This window comes from Modestobacter sp. VKM Ac-2985, from assembly GCF_026967925.1.
Classification (GTDB): Bacteria; Actinomycetota; Actinomycetes; order Mycobacteriales; family Geodermatophilaceae; genus Modestobacter.
Map to the genome: position 1 here is coordinate 1,000,690 of NZ_JAPVBI010000001.1, position 26,898 is coordinate 1,027,587.

Here is a 26,898-nt window from a genome sequence, read left to right on the forward strand (position 1 = left end):
GGTGAGCGTGCGGAGTCGGCTGGAACGTGCCCTGGGGGCGGTCGAGCGCTGGGACGTCCTCGACGCGCCGGGCTACCAGGTGGAACACGGCATAGCGCTGACCTACCTGCTCACCGGCCGGCTGGCCCGACCGCTGCAGGACCTGCTGCACGGCGTCTGGCTGGGCCACCCGCTGCACCCCGCGCTGGTCACCGTGCCGGTCGGGGCCTGGTCGGCGGCGCTGGTGCTCGACGGTCTCGACGCGACCGGCCGTGGCGGTCCGGGAGCCGGCCCGGCGGCCCGGGCCGTGGTCGGCGTGGGGGTGGCCGGCGCGGTGGCGTCCGCGGCGACCGGGTTCACCGACTGGCAGCACGCGCACGACGGCGCCCGGCGGGTCGGGCTGGTGCACGCCGGGCTGAACAGCGCCGCCCTCGCGCTGTACGGCTGGTCCTTCGTCGACCGCGGGCGCGGCCGGGCGGTGCGGGCCCGGGTCACCGCGGCGACCGGGCTCGCGCTCACGGTGGCCAGCAGCTGGCTGGGCGGTGCCCTGTCCTACCGCCACGGCCTCGGCACCGACCACGCCGACCGCAGCCCCGAGCCGCGCCGGTTCACCCCGGTGCTCGCGCAGGCCGACCTCGTCGAGGGGGAGCCGGTCGGGGTGGACGTGGCCGGCGTGCCGGTGGTGCTGGTCGCCCAGGACGGCGAGGTCCACGCCGTGGGCGGCACCTGCCCGCACCAGGGCGCACCGCTGGGGGAGGGGTGGCTGCACCGCGGGGAACTGGTCTGCCCGTGGCACGGCTCGCGCTTCGACCTGGCCACCGGGGAACCGGCACAGGGCCCGTCGACCGCCCCGCTGCCCTGCTTCGAGACCCGGGTGAGCGACGGCCAGGTCGAGGTCCGCCGCCGGCGGCACTGGCGCAGCCCCACCGCCACGACGACCGCCGAGGAGGCGTCCCGATGAAGGCCGATGAGGTGCTGACCGCCCACCACGACGTGCTGCGCGGGCTGCTGCGAGAGCTCGCGGAGACGACCGACGACCAGGTCACGGACCGCCGGCGGCTGCGGGACCGGCTGCTGCGCGAGCTGGAGGTGCACACCCAGATCGAGGACGAGCTGTTCTACCCCGCCGTCCGGGACGTCTCCCCGCTGCTCTCGCTGGCCCACGCCGAGCACCGGCAGATCGACGAGCAGCTCGCGACCGTCATGCGCACGCCCGTGGACGACCCGGAGTTCGTCACCGAGGTGCGGATGCTCTCCTCGACGCTGCACCACCACACCTTCGAGGAGGAGCAGCGGATGTTCCCCCAGGCGCACGGCCTCGGTGAGGAACGGCTGGAGGAGCTCGGCCGTCAGCTGCAGGAGCGGCAGGAGGAGCTCGGCCGGTCCGGGGCCATGCGGCTGATCGTGCGGCTCAAGCGGATGACGCTGAAGCTCGTCTGACCCGCCTCTCACCTGACCCGCCGGGGGTACAGCAGGCTGTACTCCTGGCCCGGATCGCTGTCCCCGCCCCGTGAAGGGCCCTAGCGTCAGCAGCCGTGGCGACGACGAGCAGGCAGCGTGCGGGCGCCCGGCGAGGCCCCGTGGCCCGCACCGCCGGCCGCAGCCTCGTGGCGCTGGAGCAGCTGCCGGGTGCGCTGGGCACGGCGTTGCTCGCGCTGGGCGTACTGCTGTTCCTGCTCGGCGCACTGGTCACCAGCCTGGTCGGGATCGGGTTGCTGGCGCTGCCCGCCGGCCTCCGCGGGGTCCACGCCGTCGCCGAGCGGGAGCGGGCTCGGCTCGGTCGCTGGGGCCCGGAGGTCGTCGGCGCGGGGCCCCCGCCACGGCGGCTCCGGGACGCAGCCGCCGACCCGGCCACCCGGCGCCAGGTGCGCTGGCTCGCCGGCCACGCGACAGCCGGCCTGCTGCTGTCGGCGGTCGGTCTGCTGCTGCCGATCTACGCCGTCCGCGAGCTCACCTTCCCGCTGTGGTGGCAGCTGCTGCCCGACGACGAGGCCACCGACGCGCTGACCTTCTGGGTGGTGTCCGACTGGGCCGGTGTCGTCCCGGTCGTGGGGATCGGCCTGGCCTGGGCGCTGCTCACCGTCGTCCTCACCCCGCCGGTGGCCGGCCTGCTGGCCCGGCGCGGACGCCGGCTGCTCGCGGCGGACGCCGGCACGGACCTCTCGCTGCGGGTCGCGGAGCTCACCGCCACCCGCGCCGCCGCCCTGGACGCGCACGCCACCGAGCTGCGCCGGATCGAGCGGTCGCTGCACGACGGCGCACAGAACCGGCTGGTCGGTGTCACGGTGCTGCTGGGGGCCGCCCGGCGGGCCGTGCCCCGGGACCCCGCAGCCGCCGAGGAGATCCTCGGGCGGGCGCAGGACGCCGCGGAGCAGGCGCTGGCCGAGCTGCGAGCGGTGGCCCGCGGCATCCTGCCGCCGGTGCTGGAGGACCGCGGTCTGGCCGGCGCGCTCACCGGGCTGGCCGCGACCTCCGCCGTGCCGTGCCAGGTGGACGTCGACGTGCCGGTCCGCTGCGCCGCCTCGGTCGAGGCGACCGCGTACTTCGCCGTGGCCGAGGCGCTGACCAACGTGTCCCGGCACAGCGGGGCCGGCCGGGCCGCGGTGGACGTGCGACTGCGTGCGGGGCGGCTGTGCGTCCGCGTCACCGACGACGGTGCCGGCGGCGCGGTCGAGGGCGGCGGCTCCGGCATCGTCGGCATCCGCCGCCGGGTCGAGGCGCACGACGGCACCCTGACCCTGACCAGCCCGCCCGGCGGGCCCACCACCCTGACCGTGGAGCTGCCGTGCGGATCGTGATCGCCGAGGACGACGCCCTGCTGCGCGAGGGCCTGGCCCTGCTGCTGCGGGCCGAGCAGCTGGACGTGGTGGCGACCGCGGCCGGTCCGGCGGAGTTCCTCACCGCGCTGGACCAGCACCGGCCCGACGTGGCGATCGTCGACGTCCGGATGCCGCCGACGCACACCGACGAGGGGATCGTGGCCGCCGTCGAGGCGCGGCGCCGCCGGCCGGACCTCGCCGTCCTCGTGCTGTCGGCGCACGTGGAGCAGGCCTTCGCCACCGACCTGCTCGCCGGCGGCGCCGCCCGGCTGGGCTACCTGCTCAAGGAGCGGGTCGGCCGGGTGGAGGAGTTCCTGGGTGCCCTGCACCGGGTCGCCGCCGGCGGCACCGCGATCGACCCCGAGGTGGTCGCCCAGCTGTTCGCCCGGACCCGGACCGACACCCGGCTGGAGCGGCTCAGCCCACGAGAGCGGGAGGTGCTGGCCCTGATGGCGGAGGGGCTGGGCAACACCGCGATCGGGGAGCGGCTGGTGGTCACCGACGGTGCGGTGCACAAGCACATCCGCAGCATCTTCGCCAAGCTCGACCTGCCGCCCGACGACCGGGCCGACCGCCGGGTGACCGCGGTGCTCCGCTACCTGGACGACGTCCGCCGCCGCGGGTGACGCGTGCTCCTCGATCGCGCGGCCAGGCCTGGTCGTCGACCACGTGCGGGTGTGCCCACCGGGCACGGCTCAGGCGACGACTCGCAGCAGCGCCTGCCCGGCGGCACCCAGCGGGAAGACCAGCAGCAGCCAGGCCATGGCGGTGCCGATGCCTCGACCAGGTGCACGAGCCGCTCGTGCCGCCGGCGCAGCGGCTCCCAGCGCCACCACGAGCAGGGCCCCGAGGGTGCAGAAGACGACGGCGTCACCGGCGTAGCCCAGGTAGACCCCATAGCCGATGGCGCCTTCGGAGAGGAACACCCCGCCCAGGAGCGCCGCGCTCAGCCCCGCCCAGCGCAGCGACCGCACCCGACGCCAGCACCATCCCGCCGCGCCGAACAGCGGACCGCCGACCACGCCGGTGGCCACCCACAACACGACCATGGACGGGTTGACGCCGAAGTCACGCACCATGGAGACGAAGTAGTACCCGCCGACCTCGCCGAGGCAGACGAGCACCCCGGCGACGGCAGCGACCCACGACCGCCTGGTCAGCGCACCGACGGCGAAGGCGGGGGCGACCCAGGGACTGACTGCGTTGGCGAGCCCGGAGAAGGGCCAGGGCAGGACCGTCTGCAGGCCAGACGTCGCGGCTCCCCATGCCAGGCCGACCAGCACGGCCACGCCGAGCGCCGCGGGGGTGCCCAGCCCAGATCGCTCCTCCGCACTCGGCGCGAGGTGGGAACCGCCGCCGTCGACACCGCCGTCCCGGTCGTGGGCAACGTCGAGAGGACGGTCAGGAGAAGCCTGCGGAGCCTCGGACGACACGGCGGCAGCGGGGACGGGATTGCGCACGGTCGAACCCTGGCAGGCAGCAGGTCATCGCGGATCGGCCTGCGGACGGACATCGGCGAACACACCTCATCCCCAGGTCGGAGCGCTCGTCGATCCGGTACTCGCCGTCCTGCCAGGCCGCCGTGCCTCCAGCAGGCGGACCCGGACGACCTCATCGGCCGCTGCGCTGAGTCTGCTGGCTCAAGGACGGGACTGTCGGTCGCGCGCTCAGGCTTGGTCGGACGAAGGTGCGGGGACCAGCCAGAGCCCGATCGTCAGCACGCCGTACGCCAGGGCCGGACCGGTGTGCGGGAGCCGCTTGCCGGCCGCGGCCCGGGCCTGTCCCTGGCGGAAGGCCCATCGTTCGACGGCGACCACCCCGCGGGCCGCGAGGGCGAGCGCGGCCGCCGCGGAGCCGAGGGTGACGGCCTGCTTGCCGGCGGGCAGCGACCGGAAGGTGAACGGCGGGTCATCGCCGCCGCCGGGTCCCGGCCGTTCACGGGTGGTGGCCAACGCCGCCCGCAGCTCGGGTGCACTGAGCGCGAGGGACCCGGCAAACAGGCCGACCTTCACCCATCCCCGAGCGGTGCGCGAGGAGATGCCGTCGGGCAGGGCGTACCAGAGGACGGTGGCCGCTCCCGACGCGAGGACTGCACCTGCTCGCGGGGGCGCCGCGGTGGTCGTCATGCAGCCATCCTCCCGTGCGCCCCGGCCCGTGGGGACCGAGATCGGTGCGGCTGAGCGTCCCGGCGGTGCAGCCCCAGCAGGCGCCGAGCAGTGCCGCCGCAGCCGCAGGGCCAGCACGACCAGGCCGGTGACCTGCGGCTGATGGCGCACGGCCTGAGCAACGGTGAGATCGCCACCGAGCTGTTCCTCGGCCTGCAGACCGTCAAGACCCACGTCAGCAGCCTGCTGCGCCAGCTCGGCGCCCGGGACCGCACGCAGGCCGTGATCGCTGCCTACGCGTCGGGGCTGGTGCCGCTGCGCTGAGCACCCGACTGCGCGACGGCGCAGCCGGGGTCCTCCCTCACTCGCAGATCGCGGCGTCCACGACGTCCTCGACGTGCACGTACTGCTCGAGCGCGGTGGGCAGGGCCGTGACCGCGACCATCGCGCCGCGCCCGTCCTCGGTCACCGCGCCCCGGGTCTCGTAGCCGGGGATGTCGCCGCCGTGGGTCCAGGCGGTGCCCCCGCAGCTGAGCGTGAACGTCTGCAGCCCCAGCCCGTAGGCCTCGTCACCGCGGGCGGAGGAGTCCGGCGCCGGCACCGTCGCCTGCATCTCGGCCAGCAGCGCGGGCGTCAGCAGCTCGCCGTCGACCAGCGCGGTGAAGAAGTCCAGCAGGTCGCCGGGGGAGAAGACGAGCTGGCCGGCGGCCCAGCCGAAGGAGGGGTCCTGCACGGTGACGTCGGCGTACTCGGCCCCCGGCTCGGCGGCGTAGTAGCCGTGCGGGTGGTCGCCGCGGAGCTCCTGCTCGCCCTCGTGCGGCCAGTAGGTGTCGTCCAGGTCGAGCGGCTCGATGATCCGGGTGGTGATCTGCTCGCCGATCGGCCGGCCGGTGACCTCCTGGACGAGCAGGCCGGCCAGCACGTAGTTGGTGTTGCTGTACTGCCAGCTGCTGCCGGGGGCGAAGGTGGCCGGCCGGGCCAGCGCGATGTCCAGCAGCTGGTGCGGCTCGACGTAGCGGTGCTGGTTGGCGGCGTGGTCGGCGACGACGACGTCGACGTAGTCGGGCAGCCCGCTGGTGTGCTGCAGCAGCTGCCGCACGGTGATGGCGTTGCCGTCTCCGCCCGGGCCGCGGACCAGGCCGGGGAGGTACTGCTCGATCGGTGCCTCCAGGTCGACGAGCCCCTCCTCGACCAGCTGCAGGACGACGGTCGCGACGAAGGTCTTGGTGTTGCTGGCGATCCGCACCTCGCCGTCGACCGGCACGGGCTCGCCGGTGGTCAGGTCGCCGACCCCGGCGGTGAGGTGGTGCACCCGGCCACCCGAGCCGCGGACGGCGGCGAGCGCGCCGGGGAACCCGTCGTCGGCGACGAGCGCGTCCAGTTCACCCTGCAGGGCGTGCGCCGGCCGGGCGGCATCGGCCGCAGCGTCGTCGGGGCTCAGCACGCCGGTGGCGCCGGCGGTGGTCACTGCAGCGGCGGCGACGAGCAGCGTGGCCCAGGTACGGCGGGGGATGGGGGAGCGGTTCGGGGCGGTGGCTGCGGGCACGGGGACTCCTCGGAGCAGGTCGATCGTGCGGACCTCCCGAGCCTGTCCGGGGAGGCCGCGCCGATCGATCCCGCCCAGGGGTCACCCGAGGTGGCGCAGGCTGCACCCGGGAGTGGCGTCTCCTCAGCCCTCGATCGAGGCGCAGGCCACCCAGGCCGCGTCGTCGGCCAGGTCCTCGTCCTCCAGTGGCAGCACGAGCAGTGAGGTGCCGTCCTCGTCGGCCAGCAGGTCCAGGTCGAACTCCCCGGCCAGGGTGCTCAGCTCGCCGACCTCGTTCTCGGTCACCGGCAGGTCCGGGAGGTCGGCCACCGGGGCGCTGTCGATCGCGTCCTCGGTGCAGCCGCCCTCGCTGACCAGCAGCATCGGGTGATCGCCCGGGGTCAGCCCGCTGGCGTCCACCTCGATCTCCGTCCCGTTGGTGGTGCTGCCGAAGGTGGCGGTGCCCAGCACGCTGCCCTCGGGGTCGACCAGTTCGCCGGTCAGGTCGACCAGCACCTCGGGCTCTTCGGTCACCGCCCCGTCGTCCAGCGCCTCGAAGGAGCCTCCGACGCCGTCCTCGTCGTCCCCGCAGGCGGTGAGCACGAGAGCGGCGGCGGCCGTGGCGGCGAAGAGCATCGTCCGCTTCACAGGGAACTCCTTCAGGTCGTGGGCATGGTCCGGGAGGGGACTGCCCCCGTTGCCCGCGTCCCACTCCCGTCGGTCGTGGACTCGATGCCGAGCCGTGACCTCGGCCAGCGGGTAGGAACGACACATGGAGTTCCGACACCTGGGCCGCAGCGGCCTGAAGATCAGCGAGATCACCTACGGCAACTGGATCACCCACGGCGGTCAGGTGGAGGCCGACGCGGCGAACGCCTGCGTCCGCGCCGCCCTCGACGCCGGGATCACCACCTTCGACACCGCCGACGTCTACGCCGGTGGCCGGGCCGAGGAGGTGCTGGGCAAGGCGCTGGCCGGTGAGCGGCGCAGCGGGATCGAGCTGTTCAGCAAGGTCTACTGGCCGACGGGCCCGGGCCGGAACGACCGTGGGCTGTCCCGCAAGCACGTGCTCGAGTCGATCGACGCCTCGCTGCGCCGGCTCGGCACCGACTACCTCGACCTCTACCAGGCCCACCGCTACGACTACGAGACGCCGCTGGAGGAGACGATGCTGGCCTTCGCCGACGTCGTGCGCAGCGGCAAGGCGCTCTACATCGGCGTCTCGGAGTGGCGGGCCGAGGAGATCCGGGCCGGCAAGGCCCTCGCCGACGAGCTGGGGATCCCGCTGGTGTCCAACCAGCCGCAGTACTCGGCGCTCCACCGGGTGCCCGAGGCGGAGGTCATCCCGGTCTCCCGCGAGCTGGGCATCAGCCAGATCGTGTTCTCACCCGTCGCGCAGGGCGTGCTCACCGGCAAGTACCTGCCGGGCCAGCCGGTGCCGGCCGGCTCGCGGGCGACCGACGAGAAGGGCGGCGGGGCGAACATGATCGCCCGCTGGATGAAGGACGACGTCCTGGAGCGGGTGCAGGAGCTCAAGCCCGTCGCCGACGACCTGGGGCTGACGATGGCCACGCTCGCGGTGGCCTGGGTGTTGCAGGAGGAGAACGTCGCGGCGGCGATCATCGGGGCCAGCCGGCCGGAGCAGGTGACCGACAACGTCAAGGCCTCCGGGGTCCGGCTCGACGACGACGTCAAGAAGCGGATCGACGAGGTCCTCGCCCCGGTGGCGCTGACCGACCCGGCGCTGACCAACAGCCCCGACCCGCGGCCGTGAGACCCGGCCGGGCGGGCTCGCCGGAGCCCGCCCGGCCCGGCCCGGTCAGGACGGCCGCTGCTGGGGCTGCGGGGTGGTGGCCGGGCCGCGGCCGTGCGGCGGGCGGCGGCCGGCGACGTGCCCGGTGTGCGGGACCGGCGAGGGATGGTGCGCATCGCGCGGGGCGTCCCGGTGCGTGTCCCGCTGGGCCGGGGTGATCCGGGGCAGCTCGCTGGTGAGCCAGCGGACCGGACGCCGCTGGGCCGGACGCCGGGCGGCGAGGAAGTCCAGCGCGATCGCCGCCGTCCACGACTGGTCGCGGCTGCCGAGCGTCTCGCCGGTCACCGGCTGGTAGTACTCGGCGAAGTCGCAGTCGATCAGCTGGGACAGCCCGGCCAGCCGCAGCTGGTTGGCGGCCTCCGGCTCACCGGAGCGGTTCAGCGCCCAGGCCATCAGCCAGTTGAGCACCGGCCACTGCGGCCCGCGCCAGTAGGTCTGCTCCCGGAACGCCGGGGAGGCGGGGGAGACCGAGGGCATGACCGGCCAGCGCAGCCGGGAGTGCCCGCACCACCGCGGCCCGAGCAGCAGGTCGCGCTGCCGGCGGGTGAGCGCCTCGTCGCCGCCGCACAGCAGCGGGGCGAACCCGGCGGCGCTCTCCACGTCCAGCCACTGGCCGGTGCGCAGGTCCAGGTCGCGGGCCAGCCCGGTCCGGGTGTCGACCGAGCGCAGCACGCCGGTGCGGAACCGGCGGGCGATCGCCCGGGACTGCTCCACACCCCCGGCCGTGCCGCCGCCGATCCCCAGCTCCTCGCCCATGTCGGCGAGCAGGTCGCTGGCGGCGGCCAGCAGCGCCGACACCAGCACGTCGCCCACGACGAAGTCGCCGGTGGCCCGGTAGGCGGTGTCGTCGTACCGGGTGCGGACCTTCTGCTCCAGCAGCCACAGGTAGCGGGCGTACTCGGCGTCGGTCGGCCGCTGCGACGGGTCGGCGACGTGGGCCAGGTCGGCGCGGACGAACGGCGGCATGTCCGGCTGCGGGTGCACGTTGGCGTAGGGGGAGTCCCAGCGCGGGGAGTCGTCCATCCCGGACTCCCAGCCGTGGTGGATCTCCACCAGCCCGTAGGAGTAGGGGTCACGGGCCGTCGCCAGGTAGGAGTGCCAGGCCAGCCACTGGTCGAAGGTCTCCCGCACGAACTCCTCGGCAAGCTCGAGGTCGGCGCCGCCCTTCCGGCGGGCGTCGTGCAGGATCCGGGACAGGGCGATGACGTGGATCGGCGGCTGGCAGATCCCCGACGTCAGCACCCCGGCCGGGCGGGCGGCCGCCACCTGGGTGCGCCAGCGCTCCGGGCCGGGGAAGTAGTCGCTGGGCTCGTGGAACAGGATGTGCGGGATCATCCCGGTCGCCCACTGCCCCGACAGCAGGCTGCGCAGCTCGTCGAGCGCCCGGGGGACCGAGACCGTCGCGATGCCCAGCGCCACGAAACCGGCGTCCCAGCTCCACATGTGCGGGTACAGCGTGGGGGAGGCGACGGTGAAGGCGCCGCGGTCGTTCGCCCGCAGGACGTAGCCGGCGCGGCCGGACATCAGCCCGATCTCCACCGCGCTCGGTTGGGACACGGTCATCTGCTGGTCCGCTCCTCTCGCCGGTGCCCGGCCATCCTCACCCGCGATGGTGGGAGACGCCTGCCCGCCGGGCACAGTTCATGCGAACGTCACGCGACGGTCGTTGACCGCCACGCCAGCAGTCTCACGCGGACGGGCCCGGCATGCTCCAGCGGGTGGGTCAGCCCTTCTCGTGCGCCGTCCGGTGGGCCTTGACGACCACGAGCACGTCCTCGCTCTGCAGGGTGCCGATCAGCGGGTCGTCGAAGCGCAGCGTGCGCCCGCCGCGGGCCACGGACAGGACGACGTCCCGCAGCTGGCGCGGCCCGAGGCCGACCTCGGACTGGCTGACCGTGCGCTGCGCGAGGTCCAGCCCCCGCCCGCTGGTCAGCAGGTCCTCGACGACCGCGACGACGCCGGGCTGGTCGGTCGACAGGCCGAGCAGCCGCCCGGACGTGGCCGAGGAGGTGATCACCGAGTCGGCGCCGGACTGGCGCAGCAGGCTGGCGTTCTCCTCCTCGCGGACGCTGGCGGTGATCGGCACCGTCGGGTTGAGCTGCCGCACGGTCAGGGTGATCAGCACGGCCGCATCGTCGCGGTCGGCCGCCACCACGACCGCCCGGGCCTTCTCCACCGACGTGCGGCGCAGCACCTCCATCCGACCGGCATCGCCCAGCACACCGGTGAACCCCGCCGCGGTGGCCTCGTCGATGGCCTGCGGCGAGGGGTCGACGACGAGGATGTGGTCGGCATCGGTGCCCGTGCTGAGCAGGGCGCGGATGGCGCTGCGGCCCTTGGTGCCGTAGCCGCACACGATGACGTGCTGGCGCACGCGAGACCTCCAGCGTCGGATCCGGAACTCCTCCCGGGAGCGCGCGGTGAGCGCCTCCAGGGTCGTCCCGATGAGAACGATCAGGAACATGATGCGCAACGGCGTGATCACCACGATGTTGACCAGCCGTGCGCCGGCGGTGATCGGGACGATGTCGCCGTAGCCGGTGGTGGAGAGGCTCACGGTGGCGTAGTAGGTGGCGTCCAGCAGGCTGATCTCGCCGCCCTGGTTGTCCGCGTAGCTGTCCCGGTGCAGGTAGACGATCAGCACGGTGGCGATCAGGACGGTGGCGGCGATGATCACCCGGCGCCCGACCTGCCGGGCCGGGGACTCCTCGGTGTGCGGCAGGTGGACGCCGCTGTGGTCGTCCCTCACGATGCCCCGTTCACCCTGCTCACCGGACCGGCCGCTCGCACGTCACCGGCGGGACGATAGCCGCCGTGGCTGGGGACCGTGGGCCCCGCCGCCGTCAGGTCGGGGTGTCGGCCGGTCCCGGGTTGGGCTGCGGCCCGCCGAGCCGCTCCGCCCCGGGCGTTGCCTGCACGGCGGCGAGCACCCGGTCCAGCAGGCCGTGCAGCGTCGCCGCCTCCGTCTCGGTCAGCCCCAGGACGGCGGGGCGGCCCAGCTCGGCCAGCACCGGGCCGGCGGCCAGCAGCGCCTGGTGGCCGGCCTCGGTGATGTGCACCTGGGCCCGCTGGCCGCGGCGGACCGGCCCGGGCCGCTCGACCCAGCCGGCGTCGACCAGCCCGTGCAGCAGGGCGCTCATGCTCTGTGGCGTCAGCTGCAGCCGGCGGGCCAGCTCTGCGGAGGTGAGCGTGCGGGCGCGGGCCAGGTGGACCAGCACCACGAAGGTGTGCGGCCGCAGCCCGACGGTGGCCAGCTCCCGGGCGAAGAGCGCGTTGACCGCGGCGCCGGCCCGGGCGAGGGCGTAGGCGGGGATGCCGGCGGGGTCCTCGGCGAGCCAGGGCGGCAGCCCGGCGCCCGGGCCGTCGCCGTCCGCTGGATCCGCCACGGAGGACACCGTAGGTTGTCCGCAGAGCATCAGCCTCCTGATGCTTCGGGTCGAGGGGGACGAGATGGGCCGACTGGCCGACTGGGTGCTCGGGCACCGCCGGATCGTGGTGCTCACCTGGCTGGCGCTCGCGGTGGTGGGCGGGGTGCTGGCCCCGACCACGATCGACCGGCTGGGGTTCGACTTCTCCACGCCCGGGCAGCCCGCGTACGAGGCGAACCAGGCCATCGTCGAGCAGTTCGGCACCGGCGGGGGCGTCGACCCGCTGGCGGTCACCGTGGCGCTGCCCGAGGGCAGCAGCATCGACGAGAACCGCGAGGAGCTGGCCGCCGTCGTCGACCGGCTGCGGCAGCCCGGCTGGCGGGTGGCCAGCCCGCTCGACGAGGGCGCGGCGACCGACGTGCTCGTCGCCGAGGGCACCGCGGTCGTGCTGGTCTGGCCCCCGGCGGTGGAGGGCCCGGCGCCCTACGCGGCCGCGCTGCCCCAGCTGGAGGGCGCGCTGCAGGGGGTCACCGTGGCCGGGGTCGAGCCGGTGGTCACCGGCACCCCGCTGCTGGCCGAGGGGGGCGGTGAGGAGCGGCCGATCATCGTGGAGATCGCCCTCGGCGCCGGCGGGGCGATCGTCGTCCTGGCGCTGGTGTTCGGCTCGCTGCTGGCGCTGGTGCCGCTGCTGGTCGCCGCGGTGGCGATCACCACGACCTTCCTGCTGGTGCTCGCGTTGACCACGGTCACCGACGTCAGCTTCATCGTGCAGTACCTGGTCGGGCTGATCGGGCTGGGCGTGGCGATCGACTACTCGCTGCTGGTGGTCATGCGCTGGCGGGAGGAGCGCGCGGCCGGCGCCGACGACCTGACCGCGGTGCGCACCGCGATGACCACCGCCGGCCGCGCGGTCGTCTTCAGCGGGGTCACCGTGGCGATCTCGCTGCTGACGCTGGTGGTGCTGCCGCTGCCCTTCCTGCGCACGGTCGGCTTCGGTGGGCTGTTCATCCCGCTGGTCAGCGTGCTCGTCGCGCTCACCCTGCTGCCGGTCGTGCTCGCCTCGGCCGGGCGGCGGCTGGAGTGGCCGCGCCGGGAGGCGCGTGGCTCGGACAGCCGCGCCTGGCGCCGGATCGGGACGACGGTGGTTCGGCACCGCTGGGTCGCAGCAGCGCTGGCCACCGCGCTGCTGCTGCTGCTCGCCTCCCCGGTGCTGGGCATCCGGCTGGGCTCCCCGCAGGTCTCGGCGATCGCCACCGGGTCCGCCCCGGCGGCGACCGCCTTCCAGGAGCTCACCGGCGCCGGCCTCCCGGCCGGGCTGGTCCGGCCCGTGGAGGTGCTCACCGAGGACCGCGCCGCGGCCGTCGAGCGGCTGTCCGAGGTCGAGGGCGTGGCCGGGGTGCTCGCGCCCGAGGGGGAGGCCTGGCAGGACGGCGGGACGGGGCTGGTGGACGTCGTCCTCGCCGACGACCCGTCGTCCACGGCCGGTCGCGAGGCGCTGACCGCCGTCCGGGCGGCCGCCGACGAGCTCCCCGGGGCTCAGGTCGGTGGCACCGCGGCCGGCGACGCGGACTCGGTCGAGGCGATCTACGGCAACGCCTGGTGGGTGCTGCCGCTGGTCGTCGTCGTCACCTTCGCGCTGCTCGCCCCGGCGCTGCGCTCCATCTGGCTGCCGGTCAAGGCGCTGCTGCTCAACGTGGTGTCGATCGCGGCCGCCTACGGGATGACCGTGTGGATCTGGCAGGAGGGCAACCTCACCGACACCCTCTTCGGCGCCTCCGCCACCGGCACGCTCACCTTCTGGGTGCCGGTGGCCGCGTTCTCGTTCCTGTTCGGGCTGTCGATGGACTACGAGGTCTTCATCCTGTCCCGGATCCGGGAGGGCCGGGACGCCGGCATGAGCACCGACGAGGCGACCGTGCACGGCGTCGCGTACACCGGCCGGCTGGTCACCTCGGCGGCGCTGATCCTCTTCCTGGCCTTCGTCGCGCTCTCCACGGTGCCGGTCGTCGACGTGAAGATCTTCGCCACCACGCTCGCGCTGGGCATCCTGCTCGACGCCACCGTGGTGCGCGGGGTGCTCACGCCCGCGCTGGTCGCGCTGTTCGGTGACGTCAACTGGTGGTGGCCGTTCGGCCGTCCCCGGCACCGGCCGGCGCACGCGGCCCCGCGGCACGCTCAGGTGGCCCCGCGGCACGCTCGCGAGCGGTCAACTCGCGTTTGAGCACCTTGCCGGCCGGCGACACCGGCAGGGCGTCGACGAAGACGACGTCGCGCAGCCGCGTGTAGGGCGTGACCTGCTCGTTGACCACCGCCATCACGCCCGCGGCGGTCAGTGCCGCACCGGCGTCGTCGGCCCGGCTCACCACGTAGGCGACCGGCAGCTCCCCGGCCTCCGGGTCGGGCCGGCCGACCACCGCGGCGGCCGCCACCCCGGGGGTGCCGAACAGGATCTCCTCCAGCTCGCGCGGGAAGACGTTGTAGCCCTTGTAGAGCAGCATGTCCTTGGTCCGGTCGACGATCGACAGGTAGCCGTCGGCGTCCAGCACCCCGACGTCGCCGGTGTGGAACCAGCCGTCGCGGTCGATCGACTCGGCCGTCGCGTCGGGCCGCCCGGCGTACCCGCGCATCAGCTGCGGGCCGCGGAGGCAGACCTCGCCGCGCTCCCCGGCCGGCAGCGGGTCACCGCCGCCCAGCGGGCGGATGCTGACCTCGGTGTCCGGCAGCGGGACGCCGACCGTGCCGGGCTTGCGGATCCCCGAGGTGTGCGGCGGGTTGCCGGTCGCCATCATCGTCACCTCGGTCAGCCCGTAGCCCTCTGCGATCACCACCCCGCGCACCAACGCGGCCATCCGCTCGATCAGCGGCACCGGCAGCGGAGCCGCGCCGCTGGAGAAGCCCCGGACGCTGGACAGGTCGGCCTCGGCGATGCCGGGGACCTGCAGCAGCGCGACGAACACCGGCGGCGCGCCGCCGATGCTGGTCACCCGGTACCGGACGGCGTCGGCCACGTAGCGCGCCGGGTCGAACCGGTCGTGCACCACGACGGTCGCGCCGCTGAGCACCTGCCCGTTGAGGTAGCCGATCACCCCCATCGCGTGGAACCACGGCGTCAGGTTGATGATCGTGGCGGTGCCCAGCCGGGTGGGGTGCTCGGCCGGGTCGCCGAACTGGTCGAGCGTGACGTCGCCCTCGGCGTCCAGCGCCGGCACCGAGCCGGTGCTGAAGCAGGCCGACTGCAGCACGTTGGTGACCACGGCCCGGTGCGGGAGCTCCACGCCCTTGCTGACCCCGGTGGTGCCGCCGGTGTAGGCCAGGTGCGCCAGGTCGGTGACCGGGTCCAGGTCGGCGTCGCGGTGGGCGTCGGTCGGGTCGGCGGCCAGCAGGTCGGCCAGCGAGACCGCACCGGGCAGGTCGGCGAGGTCGACGGCGGCGGTCGGGTCGCCGATCTGCTGCGGGCCGGTGACCACCACGGTCTCCACCCCGGTGCCGGGCAGTGCCAGCCGGACGACGGGCAGCACCGGTTCCCAGGTGACCAGTGCCCGGGCGCCGGCGTCGGCCAGCTGGTGCGCCAGCCCGGCCGGGGGCAGCAGCGGGTTGGTGGGGGAGAAGGTCGCACCGGTCAGCAGAACCCCGTAGTAGACGGCCGGGTACTGCAGGCAGTTGGGCAGGTGCACCGCGACCACGTCACCCCGGCCGATGCCGCGGGCCGCGAGCCCGGCGGCCACCGCGTGCGCCCGGCGGCCCAGCTCGGTGAACGACAGCTCCACGTCGTGGTGGACGAACGCCGTCCGGTCGCCCCAGCGGCGTACCGCGGCCCGCAGCACCGAGCCGACCGGGGCGAGCGGGTAGTCCAGCGAGCGCGGCAGGCCAGGGGGCCAGGGGGACCGCTCGGGCGCTGCCGGGGTGGTGCTGGGGGCCTGCGTCGTGGTCATCCGTCGTCCTCTGGTCAGCGGCGGTGCTGGGGCATCAGGGTGGCGTACGTCACTCGTCGAGTCGAGACCGGCGACGTGCGTCAGGATGGCCGGATGAGCTCTCAGCGCACGGCCCTGGTCCTCGGTGGCGGTGGCGTCACCGGCATCGCCTGGGAGATCGGGGTCCTCGCCGGGCTCGCCGAGGCCGGCGTCGACCTGACGTCGGCCGACCTCGTCGTCGGCACCTCGGCCGGCTCGGTGGTCGGTGCCCTGGTGACCACGGGGGCCGACGTCGATTCGCTGCACGAGCGGCAGCTGGAACCGGTCGGCCCGCAGGAGACCGCGTCCCGGATGGGCCGCGGCACGCTGGCCCGGTACGGGCTGGCCATGTTGCTGTCGCGCCGCGACGACGGCGCCTTCCGCCGCCGGATCGGCCAGCTGGCGCGCACCGCCGCCGAGACCGGCCGGACGCCGTCGGAGGAGGAGCGCCGGGCCGCGATCGAGCGACGGCTGGCCGGCGCGCAGTGGCCCGACCGGCCGCTGGTGGTCACCGCCATCGACACCGAGAGCGGCGAGTTCACCCCCTTCACCCGCGACTCGGGGGTCGACCTGGTCACCGCGGTGGGCGCCAGCTGTGCCGTCCCGGGGGTGTACCCGCCGGTCACCGTCGGCGACCGGCGCTACATGGACGGCGGCATGCGCTCGACGGCCAACGCCGACCTGGCCGCCGAGTACGAGCGCATCGTGGTGATCGCCCCCCTGCCGCGCGGCGCCGGCCCGATGGCCAGCGTCGACGCCCAGGTCACCGGCCTGGTCAGCCGGGTCGCCGTCGTCGCCCCGGACGAGGCCAGCCGGGCCGCCATCGGCAAGAACGTGCTCGACCCCGCCGCCCGTGCACCATCGGCCCGGGCCGGGCGCACCCAGGCGGCCACTGTCGCCGCGCGGGTCGCCGAGGTGTGGCAGGGCTGAGGCCGCGCTCCCGACCCACACGAGAGGACACGCCATGACCGCACCGGTGCTGACCGAGGTGACCGACGGGGTCGGGGTGCTCACCCTGAACCGGCCGGCGGCGAAGAACGCCGTCGACCTGGCGACGACCGAGGCCCTGGCGGCCGCGATCGACGAGTTCGAGGCCCGCGACGACGTCGCCGTCCTGGTGCTCACCGGGGCGGGCGGCACGTTCTGCGCCGGCATGGACCTCAAGGCCTTCGCCCGCGGCGAGCGCCCGCGGATCGAGGGCCGCGGGTTCGCCGGGCTCACCGAGGCGCCCCCGGCGAAGCCGCTGATCGCCGCGGTCGAGGGCTGGGCGCTGGCCGGCGGCTGCGAGCTGGCGCTCTCCGCCGACCTGGTGGTGGCCGCCCGGGACGTCCGGTTCGGCATCCCGGAGGTCAAGCGGGGGCTGTTCGCCGCCGGCGGCGGGGTGCTGCGGCTGGCCAAGGCGCTGCCCTACCAGCGGGCGATGGAGATGGCCCTGACCGGTGACCCGCTGCCCGCCGAGGAGGCGCACCGGTTCGGCCTGGTCAACACCCTCACCGAGCCCGGCGGCGCGCTGGCCGGTGCGCGGGAGCTGGCCGCCCGGATCGTGGTCAACGGCCCGCTCGGGGTGCGGGCCAGCAAGCAGCTGATCGCCGGGTCGGTCGGGTGGACCGACCGGGCCGCGCTGGACGCGCAGCGGGAGCTGGCCGACCGGGTGTTCGGCTCGGCCGACGCGCTGGAGGGTGCCCGGGCCTTCGCCGAGAAGCGCCCCCCGGTCTGGCGCGGCGAGTGACAGCTCAGCGGGCTTGCCTGCCCGGGGGAGCCCGCTGAGCTGTCACTCGCTGAGCGCTGAGGGCGACGCGCCGGGCGACTCGCCGGACGCGCCGGTCGGCTTCACCCGGTGTTCGCCGGGCCTTGCCTGTGCGGTGGCCGAGGGCGCACTGTGCTGGTCGGGCGGGCCGTCGGCGAGGGTCGCCGTCCGAGCCCGTGGGGGTCCCGATGAGCCGTACGTCCCGGCTGTCCGCCGCTGTGCTGACCGCCCTGCTCGCCGTCCTGCTGTCCCTGGTGGTCGCCCCGGCGTCCTCGGCCACCCCACCGGGCGGCTCTCACCACGGTGGCCCTCCCGGCGCCGATCCCGCCGAGGACCTGCTGGTCATCGGCCACCGGGGAGCCTCCGGGTACCGGCCGGAGCACACGCTCGCCTCCTACGAGCTGGCCGCCCGGATGGGCGCGGACTACCTCGAGTGCGACGTGGTCAGCACCGCCGACGCCGTGCTGGTCTGCCGGCACGAGAACGAGATCTCCGGCACCACCGACGTCGCCGACCGCCCGGAGTTCGCCGACCGGCAGACGACCAAGACTGTCGACGGCGTCGAGCTGACCGGCTGGTTCACCGAGGACTTCACGCTGGCGGAGCTGCAGACCCTGCGCGCGGTCGAGCGGCTGCCGGAACTCCGGGAGGAGAACACCCTCTACGACGGGCTGTTCGCGGTGCCGACCCTGGACGAGTTCCTCCAGCTGCGCGAGGACCTCAGCCGTGAGCTCCGCCGGGAGATCGGGGCCTACATCGAGACCAAGCACCCGACCTACTTCGACGGGATCGGGCTCTCGCTGGAGGAGCCGCTGGTGGCCGACCTGCGCGAGGCGCGCCTCGACCGCCGCAACTCCCCGGTGTTCCTGCAGTCGTTCGAGACGACGAACCTCCGTGAGCTGGACGCGGCCGGGGTGGAGGTGCCGCTGGTGCAGCTGCTGTCGGCCAGTGGTGCCCCGGCCGACCTGGTCGCCGCGGGACAGCCGTACACCTACGCCGACCTGTCCACCGCGGTCGGGCTGGCCGTGATCTCCCGGTACGCCGACGGGGTGGGCCCGGAGAAGAACCAGGTGATCCCGCTGGCCGAGGACGGCACGCTGGGGGAGCCGACGTCCTTCGTCGCCGACGCGCACGCCGTCGACCTGCTGGTGCACCCGTACACGTTCCGCAACGAAAACGCCTTCCTGCCCGCCGAGCTCGACGAGGGCACCGACCCGGCGGCCTACGGCCGGGCGCTGGAGGAGCAGCTGGCGTTCTGGGAGGCCGGCGTGGACGGGATCTTCACCGACAACCCGGACACCGGCGTGCTCACCCGCGACCTCTTCGAGGACGCGGAGCTGTCCCCAGCCGCCTGACGCACGGTGAGTGGCAGCTCAGCGGGCTTCCCCGGGCAGGGAAGCCCGCTGGGCCGTCACTCGGTGAGTGCGGCGGCGATCCTCGCCAGCAGGGCCGCGGGGGAGTGCAGGTCGGCGGCGGTGACGAACAGCACCCGCCAGCCCGCAGCCTGGAGGGACTCGATCCGCCGCCGGTCCGCGGCGATGCGGGTGGTGTGCCACGCTCCCTCGTACTCCAGCGCGATCCGGCTCGCCGGCCAGGCGAAGTCGACCCGGGCCAGGAACACCCCGCCGCGGCGGACCACGTGCTGGGCCACCGGTGGCGGCAGCGACGACCGGGTGAGCAGCAGCCGGAGCCGCGTCTCCTGGGGTGAGGCGGCCAGCCCGTCGGCGAGTGCACACGCCGTCCGGGCTCGGCGGCACCCACGGCCGGTGAGCTCGGCGGCCGTCAGCTGCAGGGTGGCCAGCGTGGTGGCCCGTGCCGCGACGAACCGGTCCAGCAGGACGACGCCGTCATCGAGGGGGAGCCGGCCGGCGAGCTCCAGCGCCGTCGTCTCCGGGGAGGTCGCCCGAACTCCCTCGATCGGGCGCACCCGCTCTCCGGGGACGGCGCGGCGGTGCACCACCACGCCGGGTGCGGCACCGCGGGGCGCACCCGGCGCGACCGTCACCTCCACGTCGTCCTCCGGGCCGGCGAGGTCGGCCAGCCCCCAGAGCACCGCAGCGCTGACCCCGGAGACGGCGCCGTGCGGGAGCAGCAGCCGGCCCACCGCCCGCGCGCGCACCGTGTGGGTGACGTCGAGGGCGGCATCGGCGTAGACGTCGGGGAACAGTCGCACCCAGGCGCGACTGCGCAGGTCGTCCCGGGTCAGCAGGCCGTCGCGGACGGCCGCCGTGCCGCGGAAGACGCGGCCGCGGAGTGGATCGGGACGGCGGGTGGGGCGGGGCACGCCGCACCCTGGCGCAGCGGGGCAGGTCGCCGCTGGCGTCGTCCACAGCCGGTGAGTGGCAGCTCAGCGGGCTTCCCGGGGCAGGGAAGCCCGCTGGGTCGTCACTCGGTGCGCGGGCTACGCCTCGTCGTGGAGGTGGCGCAGCAGGGTCTCGCCGATGTCGCGCATCGCGGCGACCTGCTCCGGGCTGAGCTGGTCGAACAGGTGGCTGCGCACGCTCTCCACGTGCACCGGAGCCGCCCCCTCGAGTGCGGCGAACCCCTCGTCGGTGAGGACGGCGAGCTGTCCACGGCCGTCGTCGGGGCAGACCTGCCGGCGCACCCACCCGCGTTCCTCGAGCCGGGAGACCGCGTGGGACAGTCGACTGCGCGAGGACAGGCACCGCTCGGCGAGCTCGCTCATCCGCAGCTGTCGGCCCTCGGTCTCCGAGAGCTGGACGAGGATCTCGTAGTAGGCGTGCGAGATGCCCGTCTCCCTGGTGAGCTCGCGGTCGAGCCGGTCGTCGAGCAGCATCCAGCTGTACAGCCAGGCGCGCCAGGCGCGCTGCTCGTCGGGGTCCAGCCAGCGCGTCGCGGCGGGCGGAACCGCGGCGGGTGCGGCCGCCGTCCGCGCCACGGGGGACACGTCACTCGTCATGGGGGCGAGGGTACTGGCGGAATGCTCAAGCATTCAACTACGCTACGCCCCAAGCAACCGGTCAAACGCTCAACCACTTGGAGAACACCATGGCCAGCATCACCCAGATCCCCGGCTACGTCGTCGGCACGTGGGACATCGACGCCTCCCACTCCACCGTGGGCTTCGCCGTCCGCCACATGATGGTCAGCAAGGTCCGCGGCTACTTCCGCGAGTTCTCCGGCGAGATCGTCACCGCCGAGGACCCGGCCCTCTCCACGGTGCACGCGACGGTCGACATGGACTCGATCGACACCCGCCAGGAGCAGCGCGACGCGCACATCAAGTCCGCGGACTTCTTCGACGTCGGCAACCACACGGTCATGGAGTTCCGCTCCACCAGCGTGCGCAACAAGGGCGAGGACTGGGTCGTCGAGGGCAACCTGACGATCAAGGGCATCACCAAGCCGGTCACCATGGCCCTGGAGCTCAACGGCTTCGGCCCCGACGCCTACGGCGGCACGCGGGCCGGCTTCTCCGGCAAGACCTCCATCTCCCGCAAGGAGTTCGGCGTGGACATCGACATGCCGATGGACGGCGGCGGCGTCGTCGTCGGCGACAAGATCGAGGTCGAGCTCGAGATCGAGGGCGTGCTCCGCACCGCCTGATCAGGCACCCGTCACGCACAGGGCCTCCACCCGCTCGGGTGGGGGCCCTGCTGCGTGTCAGGGCAGGCGCTGCTGACCGGTCTGCCGCCGTCCCTCCGTGAGCAGTGCGCCCAGCCGGTCGCCGGTCACCGGCGGGGAGAGGTGGTGGCCCTGTGCGTAGGTGCACCCCACCCGGCGGGCCAGCTCGAGCTGCGCCGCGGTCTCCACCCCCTCGGCGAGCACCGCCATGTCCAGCGCCGCACCGAGCGCCGCGACTGCGCCGAGGAGCGCCTCGGGGGCCGTGGCGGCAGCCGGCAGGGGCCCGGCGACGAGGGCGCGGTCCACCTTCAGCACGTCGGCGGGCAACGAGGCCACCGCCGCCAGCGAGCTGTACCCGGCCCCGAAGTCGTCCAGGGCGATCCGGACGCCGTGGGTGCGCAGCTCGCGGAACTGGGCCACGGCGTGCTCCGGGTCGCGGGCCAGCGCCGTCTCGGTCAGCTCCAGCACGAGGTCCCCAGGGTCCAGGTCCCGCTCGGCCAGCGCCTGGCGGACGTCGTCGACCAGCGTCCCCGAGGACAGGTGGACGGCGCTCACGTTCACCGCGACGGCCAGGTCGTGCCCGTCGGCCCGCCACGCCTCGGCCTGGGCGATCGCCGTCCGCAACAGCCAGCGGGTGATCGGCACGATCATCCCGGTCTCCTCCGCGATCGGGATGAACTCGGCCGGCTCGAGCCAGCCCCGGTGCGGGTGCTCCCACCGCACCAGTGCCTCGCACCCGGTCACCGTGCCGCTGGGCAGGTGCACCACCGGCTGCCAGCGCACGGTCAGCTGGTCCAGCGCCGCCGCGTCCCGCAGGTGGGTGACGACCTGACGCCTGTCCTCCAGGGCGCTGCGCAGGGTCGGGGTGAAGTGCAGGTGCTGGTCCCGGCCGTCGGACTTCGCGGCGTACATCGCGGCGTCCGCGTCCCGGAGCAGGTCCTCGGGCCCGGTGTGCGCCGGGTCGGAGGTGGCCGTCCCGATGCTGGCGGTCAACGACAGCCGCGTCCCGGCCAGCTCGAACGGCTCGTCGAAGACGGCCCGGAACCGGTGGGCCAGCAGCTCCCCGGCCGGGGCGTCGCAGTCGCGGGCGACCACCACGAACTCGTCCCCGCCCAAGCGGCCGACCACGTCGCTCGTGCGGGTCCGCTGCGACAGCCGGGTCGCCAGCTCCTGCAGCAGCAGGTCGCCGGTGGAGTGCCCGAGCGAGTCGTTGACCTGCTTGAAGCCGTCGACGTCCAGGTAGAGGACGGTCACCGGGCCACCGTCCTCGGCCAGGGCCCCGGTGATCGTCTCGTGCAGGGCGGCGCGGTTGGGCAGCTCGGTGAGGTGGTCGTGCCGGGCCTGCCAGGCGGCCCGCTGCTCGGCCCGCACCCGGTCGGTGATGTCGGTGTGGGTGACGACGACGCCCGGTCCGCCGTCCACCGGGAACGCCTGCAGGTGCCACCAGGTGCCGACGGCTCCGCTGCCCGCGTCGGTCGGCGGGGAGTAGTCGAGGGAGAAGGACGGCGCCCGCCTCTCGAGCACCGCCTGAAGCCCCTCGACCGCCCGCTGCGCGTCGGGGTCGCCGGTCGCGGCCAGCGCGCGGCAGGCGGCCAGGTAGTCGTCGCCGGTCCGGCTGGCGGCCGGCCGACCGGCCGTCGTCCCCTGTGCCCAGGCGGTGTTGGTGGTCAGGATCGTGCCGTCGTCGCCGAGGATCGCGGTGCGGGCCGGCAGCGCGTTGAGCACCCCGCGGATGAGGGAGGACTCCGCGGCACGCTCCTCGTCGAGCGTGCGCCGTTCGTGCACGTCCCGGAAGAAGACGACCAGGTCGTCCAGGACGGGGTAGGCGCGCACCTCGAACCACCGGTCCAGCGGTTCGTAGAAGAACTCCAGGTGCTGGGTCGACCCGGTCGACCGGGCCCGCCGGACCGACTCCTGCCAGGGCGCGCCGGGCCGGTCCGGGAACTGCGTCCAGAGCACCTCGCCGACGAGCTCGGCGGCCGGCCGCTCGAGCAGCCGTTCGGCGGCGCCGTTGACCCAGGTGTAGCGGTACTCGGCGTCCAGGAAGCAGACCGCCTCGCTGATCGGCGTCAGCGCCTCGGTGGCCCTGGCGCGCCAGGACCCGTCGGCCACCCACGGTGGTGGGTCGGTGTGCTGGGTCATCGGGCTCCTCGCACGGTCCGGACGGACTCGGGCGGCGAACCGTACCGCTCAGGGTCACCGCTCACCCTCCCGTGCACAGGCCCGGCCCGCCGGGTCGGGGACGCTGGGACACTCGAGGACATGTCGACCTCGACCCTCAGTCGCGTGCAGGCCCGCTTCCCCTCGGCCGTCGCGGTGGCCGTCGGGCTGGCCGCCGGTTTCGGCGTCGCCCAGGGCACCGGGGTGCGGGCGCTCGGCGGCGTCGTGTTCGCCGCGGGCGGCCTGGCCGCCGGCTGGCTCTGGTACCGCCGTCGCGGGGCGGCGGTGGCCGCGGCGCTGGCGGCGGGCTACGTGGCCGCCTTCGTCGGTGCGCACGTGCTGGCCCTCGGTGTCGGCTGGCCGTCCTGGCTGGCGGTCGGGGTGGTCACGGTGGTCGCCGCGGCGGTCTCCTGGGTGGTGGCCGACCGCCCGTCGTCGTGAGGCCCCGGTCCAGAGGCTCGTCCCGAGCCTGCGAGGGATGAGGGGGGGGCGAGGCCCTTCACGAGTGGTAGACCGGTCACAGCCGCTCGGAGGGGGCCTGTCGTCCCCTACCATGGGAAGGTCTCGGCCGCCCGTGCCGTTACACCTGTCGCGCGCCGCTGCGCGCAGACCCCCACGCGATCCCCCGAGGTGCCTCTCCGCATGCCCACCCGCAACGACCTGCGCAACGTGGCGATCATCGCCCACGTCGACCACGGCAAGACCACCCTGGTCGACGCCCTGCTCCGGCAGGCCGGTGCCCTCGGGCGCTCGAAGGGCGAGGGGACGGACAACGACTCCACGCAGGACCGGGTCATGGACTCCGGCGAGCTCGAGCGCGAGCGCGGGATCACCATCCTCGCCAAGAACACCGCGATCCGCCTCGCCGACGAGGACGGCAACCCCGTCGTCGTGAACATCGTCGACACCCCGGGCCACGCCGACTTCGGTGGCGAGGTGGAGCGCGCGCTGTCGATGGTGGACGGTGTCGTGCTGCTCGTCGACGCCTCCGAGGGCCCGCTGCCGCAGACCCGGTTCGTGCTCCGCAAGGCGCTGGCGAAGGGGATGCCGGTCATCCTCGCCGTCAACAAGACCGACCGTCAGGACGCCCGCATCGAGGAGGTCGTCGACGAGACCTACGAGCTGTTCATGGAGCTGCTCGAGGACGCCGGCCTGCCCGCGGAGACCCTCGAGTTCCCGATCGTCTACTGCAACGGCCGTACCGGCCAGGCGTCGCTGAACAAGCCCGAGAACGGCACCGTCCCGGACAGCCCGGACCTCGGCCCGCTGGTCAAGACGCTGCTGGACACCGTGCCGGCGCCGGTCTACGACGCCGAGGAGCCGCTGCGCGCGCAGGTCACCAACCTCGACGCCTCGCCGTTCCTGGGCCGGCTGGCGCTGCTGCGCATCCACTCCGGTGAGATGAAGCGGGGCCAGCAGGTGGCCTGGTGCAAGGCCGACGGCACCATCACCCGCACCAAGATCACCGAGCTGCTGGTCACCGAGGGCCTCACCCGCACCCCGGCCGACAGCGCCGGCCCCGGCGACCTGATCGCCATCGCCGGCATCGAGGACATCATGATCGGCGACACCCTCGCCGACCCGAACGACCCGCGCCCGTTGCCGGCGATCACCGTCGACGAGCCGTCGATCTCGATCACCATCGGCATCAACACCAGCCCGATCTCGGGCAAGTCGGGCAAGAAGCTCACCGCCCGGCTGATCAAGAACCGGCTCGACCAGGAGCTGGTCGGCAACGTCTCGGTGCGGATGCTGCCCACCGAGCGCCCGGACACCTGGGAGATGCAGGGCCGTGGCGAGCTGGCCCTGGCGATCCTGGTCGAGCAGCTGCGCCGCGAGGAGTTCGAGCTCACCGTCGGCCGCCCGCAGGTGGTCACCAAGGAGATCGACGGCAAGCTGCACGAGCCGGTCGAGCGGGTCACCATCGACACCCCGGGTGACTACGTCGGCACCCTGACCCAGGCACTGGCCGTCCGGCGCGGGCGGCTGGAGAACCTGGTGCACCACGACACCGGCTGGGCGCGGATGGAGTACATCGTCCCCTCGCGTGGCCTGATCGGGTTCCGCACCGAGTTCCTCACCGAGACCCGCGGCACCGGCGTGCTGAACCACAACCTCGAGGGCTACGAGCCGTGGCTGGGCGACATGCGCGCCCGCCCGACCGGCTCGCTGGTGGCCGACCGCACCGGCGTGGCGACGACGTACTCGATGTTCTCGCTGCAGGAGCGCGGCCAGATGATGGTCGAGCCGGGCACGGCGGTCTACGAGGGCATGGTCATCGGTGAGAACTCGCGTCCGGACGACATGGACGTGAACATCACCAAGGAGAAGAAGCTCACCAACATGCGCAAGGCCACCTCCGAGGAGCTGGAGCGGCTCATCCCGCCGAGGCTGCTCAACCTCGAGCAGGCGTTGGAGTTCTGTGCCGAGGACGAGTGCGTGGAGGTCACGCCGGGCGCGGTTCGGGTGCGCAAGGTGGAGCTGGACCAGACGATCCGCGGTCGGTCCCGGAACCGGAAGCCCAAGCCCTGAGCACGGACCCTCCGGGGTCGTGATCGAACGCCGTCGTCCCTCCGGGGACGGCGGCGTTTCGTCGTCCGGTGGGGACGACGCGCGGACGAGGACTGCTGGCACGGGTGAGTCCAGTGGGTAGAGAGTTGTCAGTCGATCACGGTTCGTGATGGCTGGCCGCGTGGGTCAGGCGCGTTCGCCGGCTCTCCTCGTGGCGCGCCGGGGTGTCGCAGCCTCGGTCGTAGGTTCCGGTCCGGAGAGGTGGGTCCGGCGGGGAAGGCCGGGCGCACCTGGGGGAACGGTGTGAGAGGTGGTCGGGAAGCCGATGACGGTCCAGCGGGCAGCAGGTTTCCGGAACGGGATCGACGTGCGGGTGCGCTTGCGCCCGGCGACGGCAGCGACCGACGGCACGTTCGACGGGGCGTGGTGGCCGCGCAGCCGGCTGCTCTCCGTCGAGCTGCCCGAGCTGGCGGCGGCGCTGCAGAGCCTCGGCGTGCGGATCGACCGTTTCACCTACGCCGTGGGCGCCTGGGACGAGCCCCCGGCCCGCAAGGCGCTGATCGGCGGCCGCACTGTGCGCACCGGCGGGTTCGCCAGCATGGACCAGCAGCTGGTCTGCCTCACCGTCGACGGTGACCGGCGGGTCGACCTGCTGGTGGTCCCGCCGGAGGCCGACGCGCTCACCGGCGTGCGGGCGCTCCGGCTGGCCGGCCTGCGCGAGGACGCCGGCAACCCGCAGCGCGGGCTGCTCACCGCCCCGTCCCGCTCCCAGGTCGTCCCGCTGACCGGAGTCCGCGCCGGCTGAGGCCCGCCCCGGCTCGTGCCTGAGCCGGTCCGGCGGGGTTGAGCCGGTCGGGCTGGGGTTGAGCCGCGTCAGCACGCGGCTCGACCCGCGCCCAGGCGGCTCAACCCCGCCGGGGCTCGCGCGTTGCCGCCAGTGGCCCGGTGACCCACCGGAACACCGGGCAGGTCCAACCAGACGAGCAGGTCGGCCCGCTCCGTCAGCAGTGGGCGCACCGGTTCGTACTGCCACTCGGTGACCCAGGTCGGCTCCGCGGCGAAGCGCCGGGCGTCGTCCTCGAAGCTGGGGCGGGCTTCCCACCCCGGGCCGTGGAAGAGGGCGTCGATCTCCACGTGCGGCAGGTCCAGCAGCGCGCCGATCCGGGCAGCCAGCGTGGTCCTCCCCGCTCCGGAGGTACCCACGACCAGCACTCGGGACGGACGCCGGGGGAGCGGGTCGTCCGGTCCCAGCAGCGTCACCGGGCCACGGTGGCCACCACCCACCCGCGCGGCGGAGAGTGGCGACTACGCCGGGAGTGAACCGGCTGGACGGCGG

Annotated in this window: 26 protein-coding genes; 14 read left to right on the forward strand and 12 right to left on the reverse strand. The window is 74.3% G+C overall.

The features are described from left to right. Nucleotide 1 precedes the first annotated feature (1 nt). From O2V61_RS04680 to O2V61_RS04695, 4 genes are all read left to right on the forward strand, one after another. Nucleotides 2–940: a non-heme iron oxygenase ferredoxin subunit gene (locus tag O2V61_RS04680; protein WP_269182159.1), complete on the forward strand. Its 939-nt coding sequence runs from the start codon at nt 2–4 to the stop codon at nt 938–940. Then, nucleotides 937–1,419, forward strand: a complete 483-nt coding sequence (locus O2V61_RS04685; protein ID WP_269182160.1) for a hemerythrin domain-containing protein — start codon at nt 937–939, stop codon at nt 1,417–1,419. The genes O2V61_RS04680 and O2V61_RS04685 overlap by 4 nt, the downstream gene beginning before the upstream one ends. A gap of 140 nt (nt 1,420–1,559) precedes the next feature. Beyond that, nucleotides 1,560–2,777: a sensor histidine kinase gene (locus tag O2V61_RS04690; RefSeq protein WP_269182161.1), complete on the forward strand. Its 1,218-nt coding sequence runs from the start codon at nt 1,560–1,562 to the stop codon at nt 2,775–2,777. Continuing rightward, the gene (locus O2V61_RS04695) at nt 2,765–3,424 is read left to right on the forward strand and encodes a response regulator transcription factor (protein ID WP_269182162.1); all 660 of its coding nucleotides are present in this window, start codon (nt 2,765–2,767) and stop codon (nt 3,422–3,424) included. The genes O2V61_RS04690 and O2V61_RS04695 overlap by 13 nt, the downstream gene beginning before the upstream one ends. Nucleotides 3,425–3,493: 69 nt before the next feature. Here O2V61_RS04695 and O2V61_RS04700 read toward each other — a convergent pair whose 3' ends face one another. Continuing rightward, nucleotides 3,494–4,258 (reverse strand): DUF6518 family protein, encoded by a 765-nt coding sequence (locus O2V61_RS04700; protein ID WP_331254204.1) that lies wholly within the window; start codon nt 4,256–4,258, stop codon nt 3,494–3,496. Between the two features lie 207 nt (nt 4,259–4,465). Then, the gene (locus O2V61_RS04705) at nt 4,466–4,924 is read right to left on the reverse strand and encodes a hypothetical protein (RefSeq protein ID WP_269182163.1); all 459 of its coding nucleotides are present in this window, start codon (nt 4,922–4,924) and stop codon (nt 4,466–4,468) included. Nucleotides 4,925–5,014: 90 nt separating this feature from the next. Here O2V61_RS04705 and O2V61_RS04710 point away from each other — a divergent pair, with 90 nt between their 5' ends. Then, a complete protein-coding gene (locus O2V61_RS04710; RefSeq protein ID WP_269182164.1) occupies nt 5,015–5,227 on the forward strand; it encodes a LuxR C-terminal-related transcriptional regulator in 213 nt (70 codons plus the stop codon). 37 nt (nt 5,228–5,264) lie between these two features. On the opposite strand, the gene O2V61_RS04715 is transcribed toward O2V61_RS04710, so the two are convergent. Continuing rightward, entirely contained in the window at nt 5,265–6,449 is a 1,185-nt protein-coding gene (locus O2V61_RS04715) for a serine hydrolase domain-containing protein (protein WP_269182165.1), read from the reverse strand. A gap of 123 nt (nt 6,450–6,572) precedes the next feature. Continuing rightward, nucleotides 6,573–7,076 (reverse strand): hypothetical protein, encoded by a 504-nt coding sequence (locus O2V61_RS04720; protein ID WP_269182166.1) that lies wholly within the window; start codon nt 7,074–7,076, stop codon nt 6,573–6,575. Nucleotides 7,077–7,200: 124 nt separating this feature from the next. On the opposite strand from O2V61_RS04720, the gene O2V61_RS04725 reads away from it, so the two are divergent. Continuing rightward, nucleotides 7,201–8,202: an aldo/keto reductase family protein gene (locus tag O2V61_RS04725; protein WP_269182167.1), complete on the forward strand. Its 1,002-nt coding sequence runs from the start codon at nt 7,201–7,203 to the stop codon at nt 8,200–8,202. A gap of 45 nt (nt 8,203–8,247) precedes the next feature. On the opposite strand, the gene ggh is transcribed toward O2V61_RS04725, so the two are convergent. The 3 genes from ggh to O2V61_RS04740 all read right to left on the reverse strand — a co-directional run bounded on the left by ggh (nt 8,248) and on the right by O2V61_RS04740 (nt 11,627). Then, nucleotides 8,248–9,804: a glucosylglycerate hydrolase gene (ggh, locus tag O2V61_RS04730; protein ID WP_269182168.1), complete on the reverse strand. Its 1,557-nt coding sequence runs from the start codon at nt 9,802–9,804 to the stop codon at nt 8,248–8,250. A gap of 160 nt (nt 9,805–9,964) precedes the next feature. Then, complete coding sequence (locus O2V61_RS04735) at nt 9,965–10,990, reverse strand: potassium channel family protein (RefSeq protein ID WP_269182169.1); 1,026 nt, start codon at nt 10,988–10,990, stop codon at nt 9,965–9,967. A 94-nt stretch (nt 10,991–11,084) separates the two neighbouring features. After that, complete coding sequence (locus tag O2V61_RS04740; protein WP_269182170.1) at nt 11,085–11,627, reverse strand: MarR family winged helix-turn-helix transcriptional regulator; 543 nt, start codon at nt 11,625–11,627, stop codon at nt 11,085–11,087. Between the two features lie 40 nt (nt 11,628–11,667). On the opposite strand from O2V61_RS04740, the gene O2V61_RS04745 reads away from it, so the two are divergent. Continuing rightward, nucleotides 11,668–13,830 (forward strand): MMPL family transporter, encoded by a 2,163-nt coding sequence (locus tag O2V61_RS04745; RefSeq protein ID WP_269182171.1) that lies wholly within the window; start codon nt 11,668–11,670, stop codon nt 13,828–13,830. Here the strand turns inward: O2V61_RS04745 and O2V61_RS04750 are convergent. After that, nucleotides 13,721–15,541, reverse strand: a complete 1,821-nt coding sequence (locus O2V61_RS04750) for a class I adenylate-forming enzyme family protein (RefSeq protein WP_269182172.1) — start codon at nt 15,539–15,541, stop codon at nt 13,721–13,723. The genes O2V61_RS04745 and O2V61_RS04750 overlap by 110 nt on opposite strands. Before the next feature lie 93 nt (nt 15,542–15,634). On the opposite strand from O2V61_RS04750, the gene O2V61_RS04755 reads away from it, so the two are divergent. The 3 genes from O2V61_RS04755 (at nt 15,635) to O2V61_RS04765 (ending at nt 18,661) form a co-directional block, all read left to right on the forward strand. After that, the gene (locus O2V61_RS04755; protein ID WP_269182173.1) at nt 15,635–16,489 is read left to right on the forward strand and encodes a patatin-like phospholipase family protein; all 855 of its coding nucleotides are present in this window, start codon (nt 15,635–15,637) and stop codon (nt 16,487–16,489) included. Between the two features lie 34 nt (nt 16,490–16,523). After that, on the forward strand, nt 16,524–17,288 hold the full coding sequence (locus O2V61_RS04760) for a crotonase/enoyl-CoA hydratase family protein (protein ID WP_269182174.1): 765 nt from the start codon (nt 16,524–16,526) through the stop codon (nt 17,286–17,288). 206 nt (nt 17,289–17,494) lie between these two features. Then, entirely contained in the window at nt 17,495–18,661 is a 1,167-nt protein-coding gene (locus O2V61_RS04765) for a glycerophosphodiester phosphodiesterase (RefSeq protein ID WP_269182175.1), read from the forward strand. 56 nt (nt 18,662–18,717) lie between these two features. Here the strand turns inward: O2V61_RS04765 and O2V61_RS04770 are convergent, their stop codons facing one another. Together O2V61_RS04770 and O2V61_RS04775 are read right to left on the reverse strand one after the other, a co-directional pair. Then, on the reverse strand, nt 18,718–19,590 hold the full coding sequence (locus tag O2V61_RS04770; protein ID WP_269182176.1) for a type IV toxin-antitoxin system AbiEi family antitoxin: 873 nt from the start codon (nt 19,588–19,590) through the stop codon (nt 18,718–18,720). A gap of 117 nt (nt 19,591–19,707) precedes the next feature. Then, a complete protein-coding gene (locus O2V61_RS04775) occupies nt 19,708–20,226 on the reverse strand; it encodes a MarR family winged helix-turn-helix transcriptional regulator (RefSeq protein WP_269182177.1) in 519 nt (172 codons plus the stop codon). Nucleotides 20,227–20,315: 89 nt separating this feature from the next. On the opposite strand from O2V61_RS04775, the gene O2V61_RS04780 reads away from it, so the two are divergent. Further along, nucleotides 20,316–20,873, forward strand: a complete 558-nt coding sequence (locus tag O2V61_RS04780) for a YceI family protein (protein ID WP_269182178.1) — start codon at nt 20,316–20,318, stop codon at nt 20,871–20,873. Nucleotides 20,874–20,930: 57 nt separating this feature from the next. Here O2V61_RS04780 and O2V61_RS04785 read toward each other — a convergent pair whose 3' ends face one another. Next, nucleotides 20,931–23,033 carry a putative bifunctional diguanylate cyclase/phosphodiesterase gene (locus O2V61_RS04785; protein ID WP_269182179.1) on the reverse strand — a complete coding sequence of 701 codons (2,103 nt, stop codon included), beginning with the start codon at nt 23,031–23,033 and terminating at the stop codon, nt 20,931–20,933. A gap of 120 nt (nt 23,034–23,153) precedes the next feature. On the opposite strand from O2V61_RS04785, the gene O2V61_RS04790 reads away from it, so the two are divergent. From O2V61_RS04790 to O2V61_RS04800, 3 genes are all read left to right on the forward strand, one after another. Continuing rightward, nucleotides 23,154–23,492, forward strand: coding sequence for a hypothetical protein (locus O2V61_RS04790; protein ID WP_269182180.1), 339 nt, complete (start codon nt 23,154–23,156; stop codon nt 23,490–23,492). A 201-nt stretch (nt 23,493–23,693) separates the two neighbouring features. Continuing rightward, on the forward strand, nt 23,694–25,583 hold the full coding sequence (typA, locus tag O2V61_RS04795; RefSeq protein WP_269182181.1) for a translational GTPase TypA: 1,890 nt from the start codon (nt 23,694–23,696) through the stop codon (nt 25,581–25,583). 304 nt (nt 25,584–25,887) lie between these two features. Beyond that, nucleotides 25,888–26,367 (forward strand): DUF5994 family protein, encoded by a 480-nt coding sequence (locus tag O2V61_RS04800; RefSeq protein ID WP_269182182.1) that lies wholly within the window; start codon nt 25,888–25,890, stop codon nt 26,365–26,367. Between the two features lie 68 nt (nt 26,368–26,435). On the opposite strand, the gene O2V61_RS04805 is transcribed toward O2V61_RS04800, so the two are convergent. After that, nucleotides 26,436–26,822, reverse strand: a complete 387-nt coding sequence (locus tag O2V61_RS04805) for a hypothetical protein (RefSeq protein WP_269182183.1) — start codon at nt 26,820–26,822, stop codon at nt 26,436–26,438. Nucleotides 26,823–26,898 lie beyond the last annotated feature (76 nt).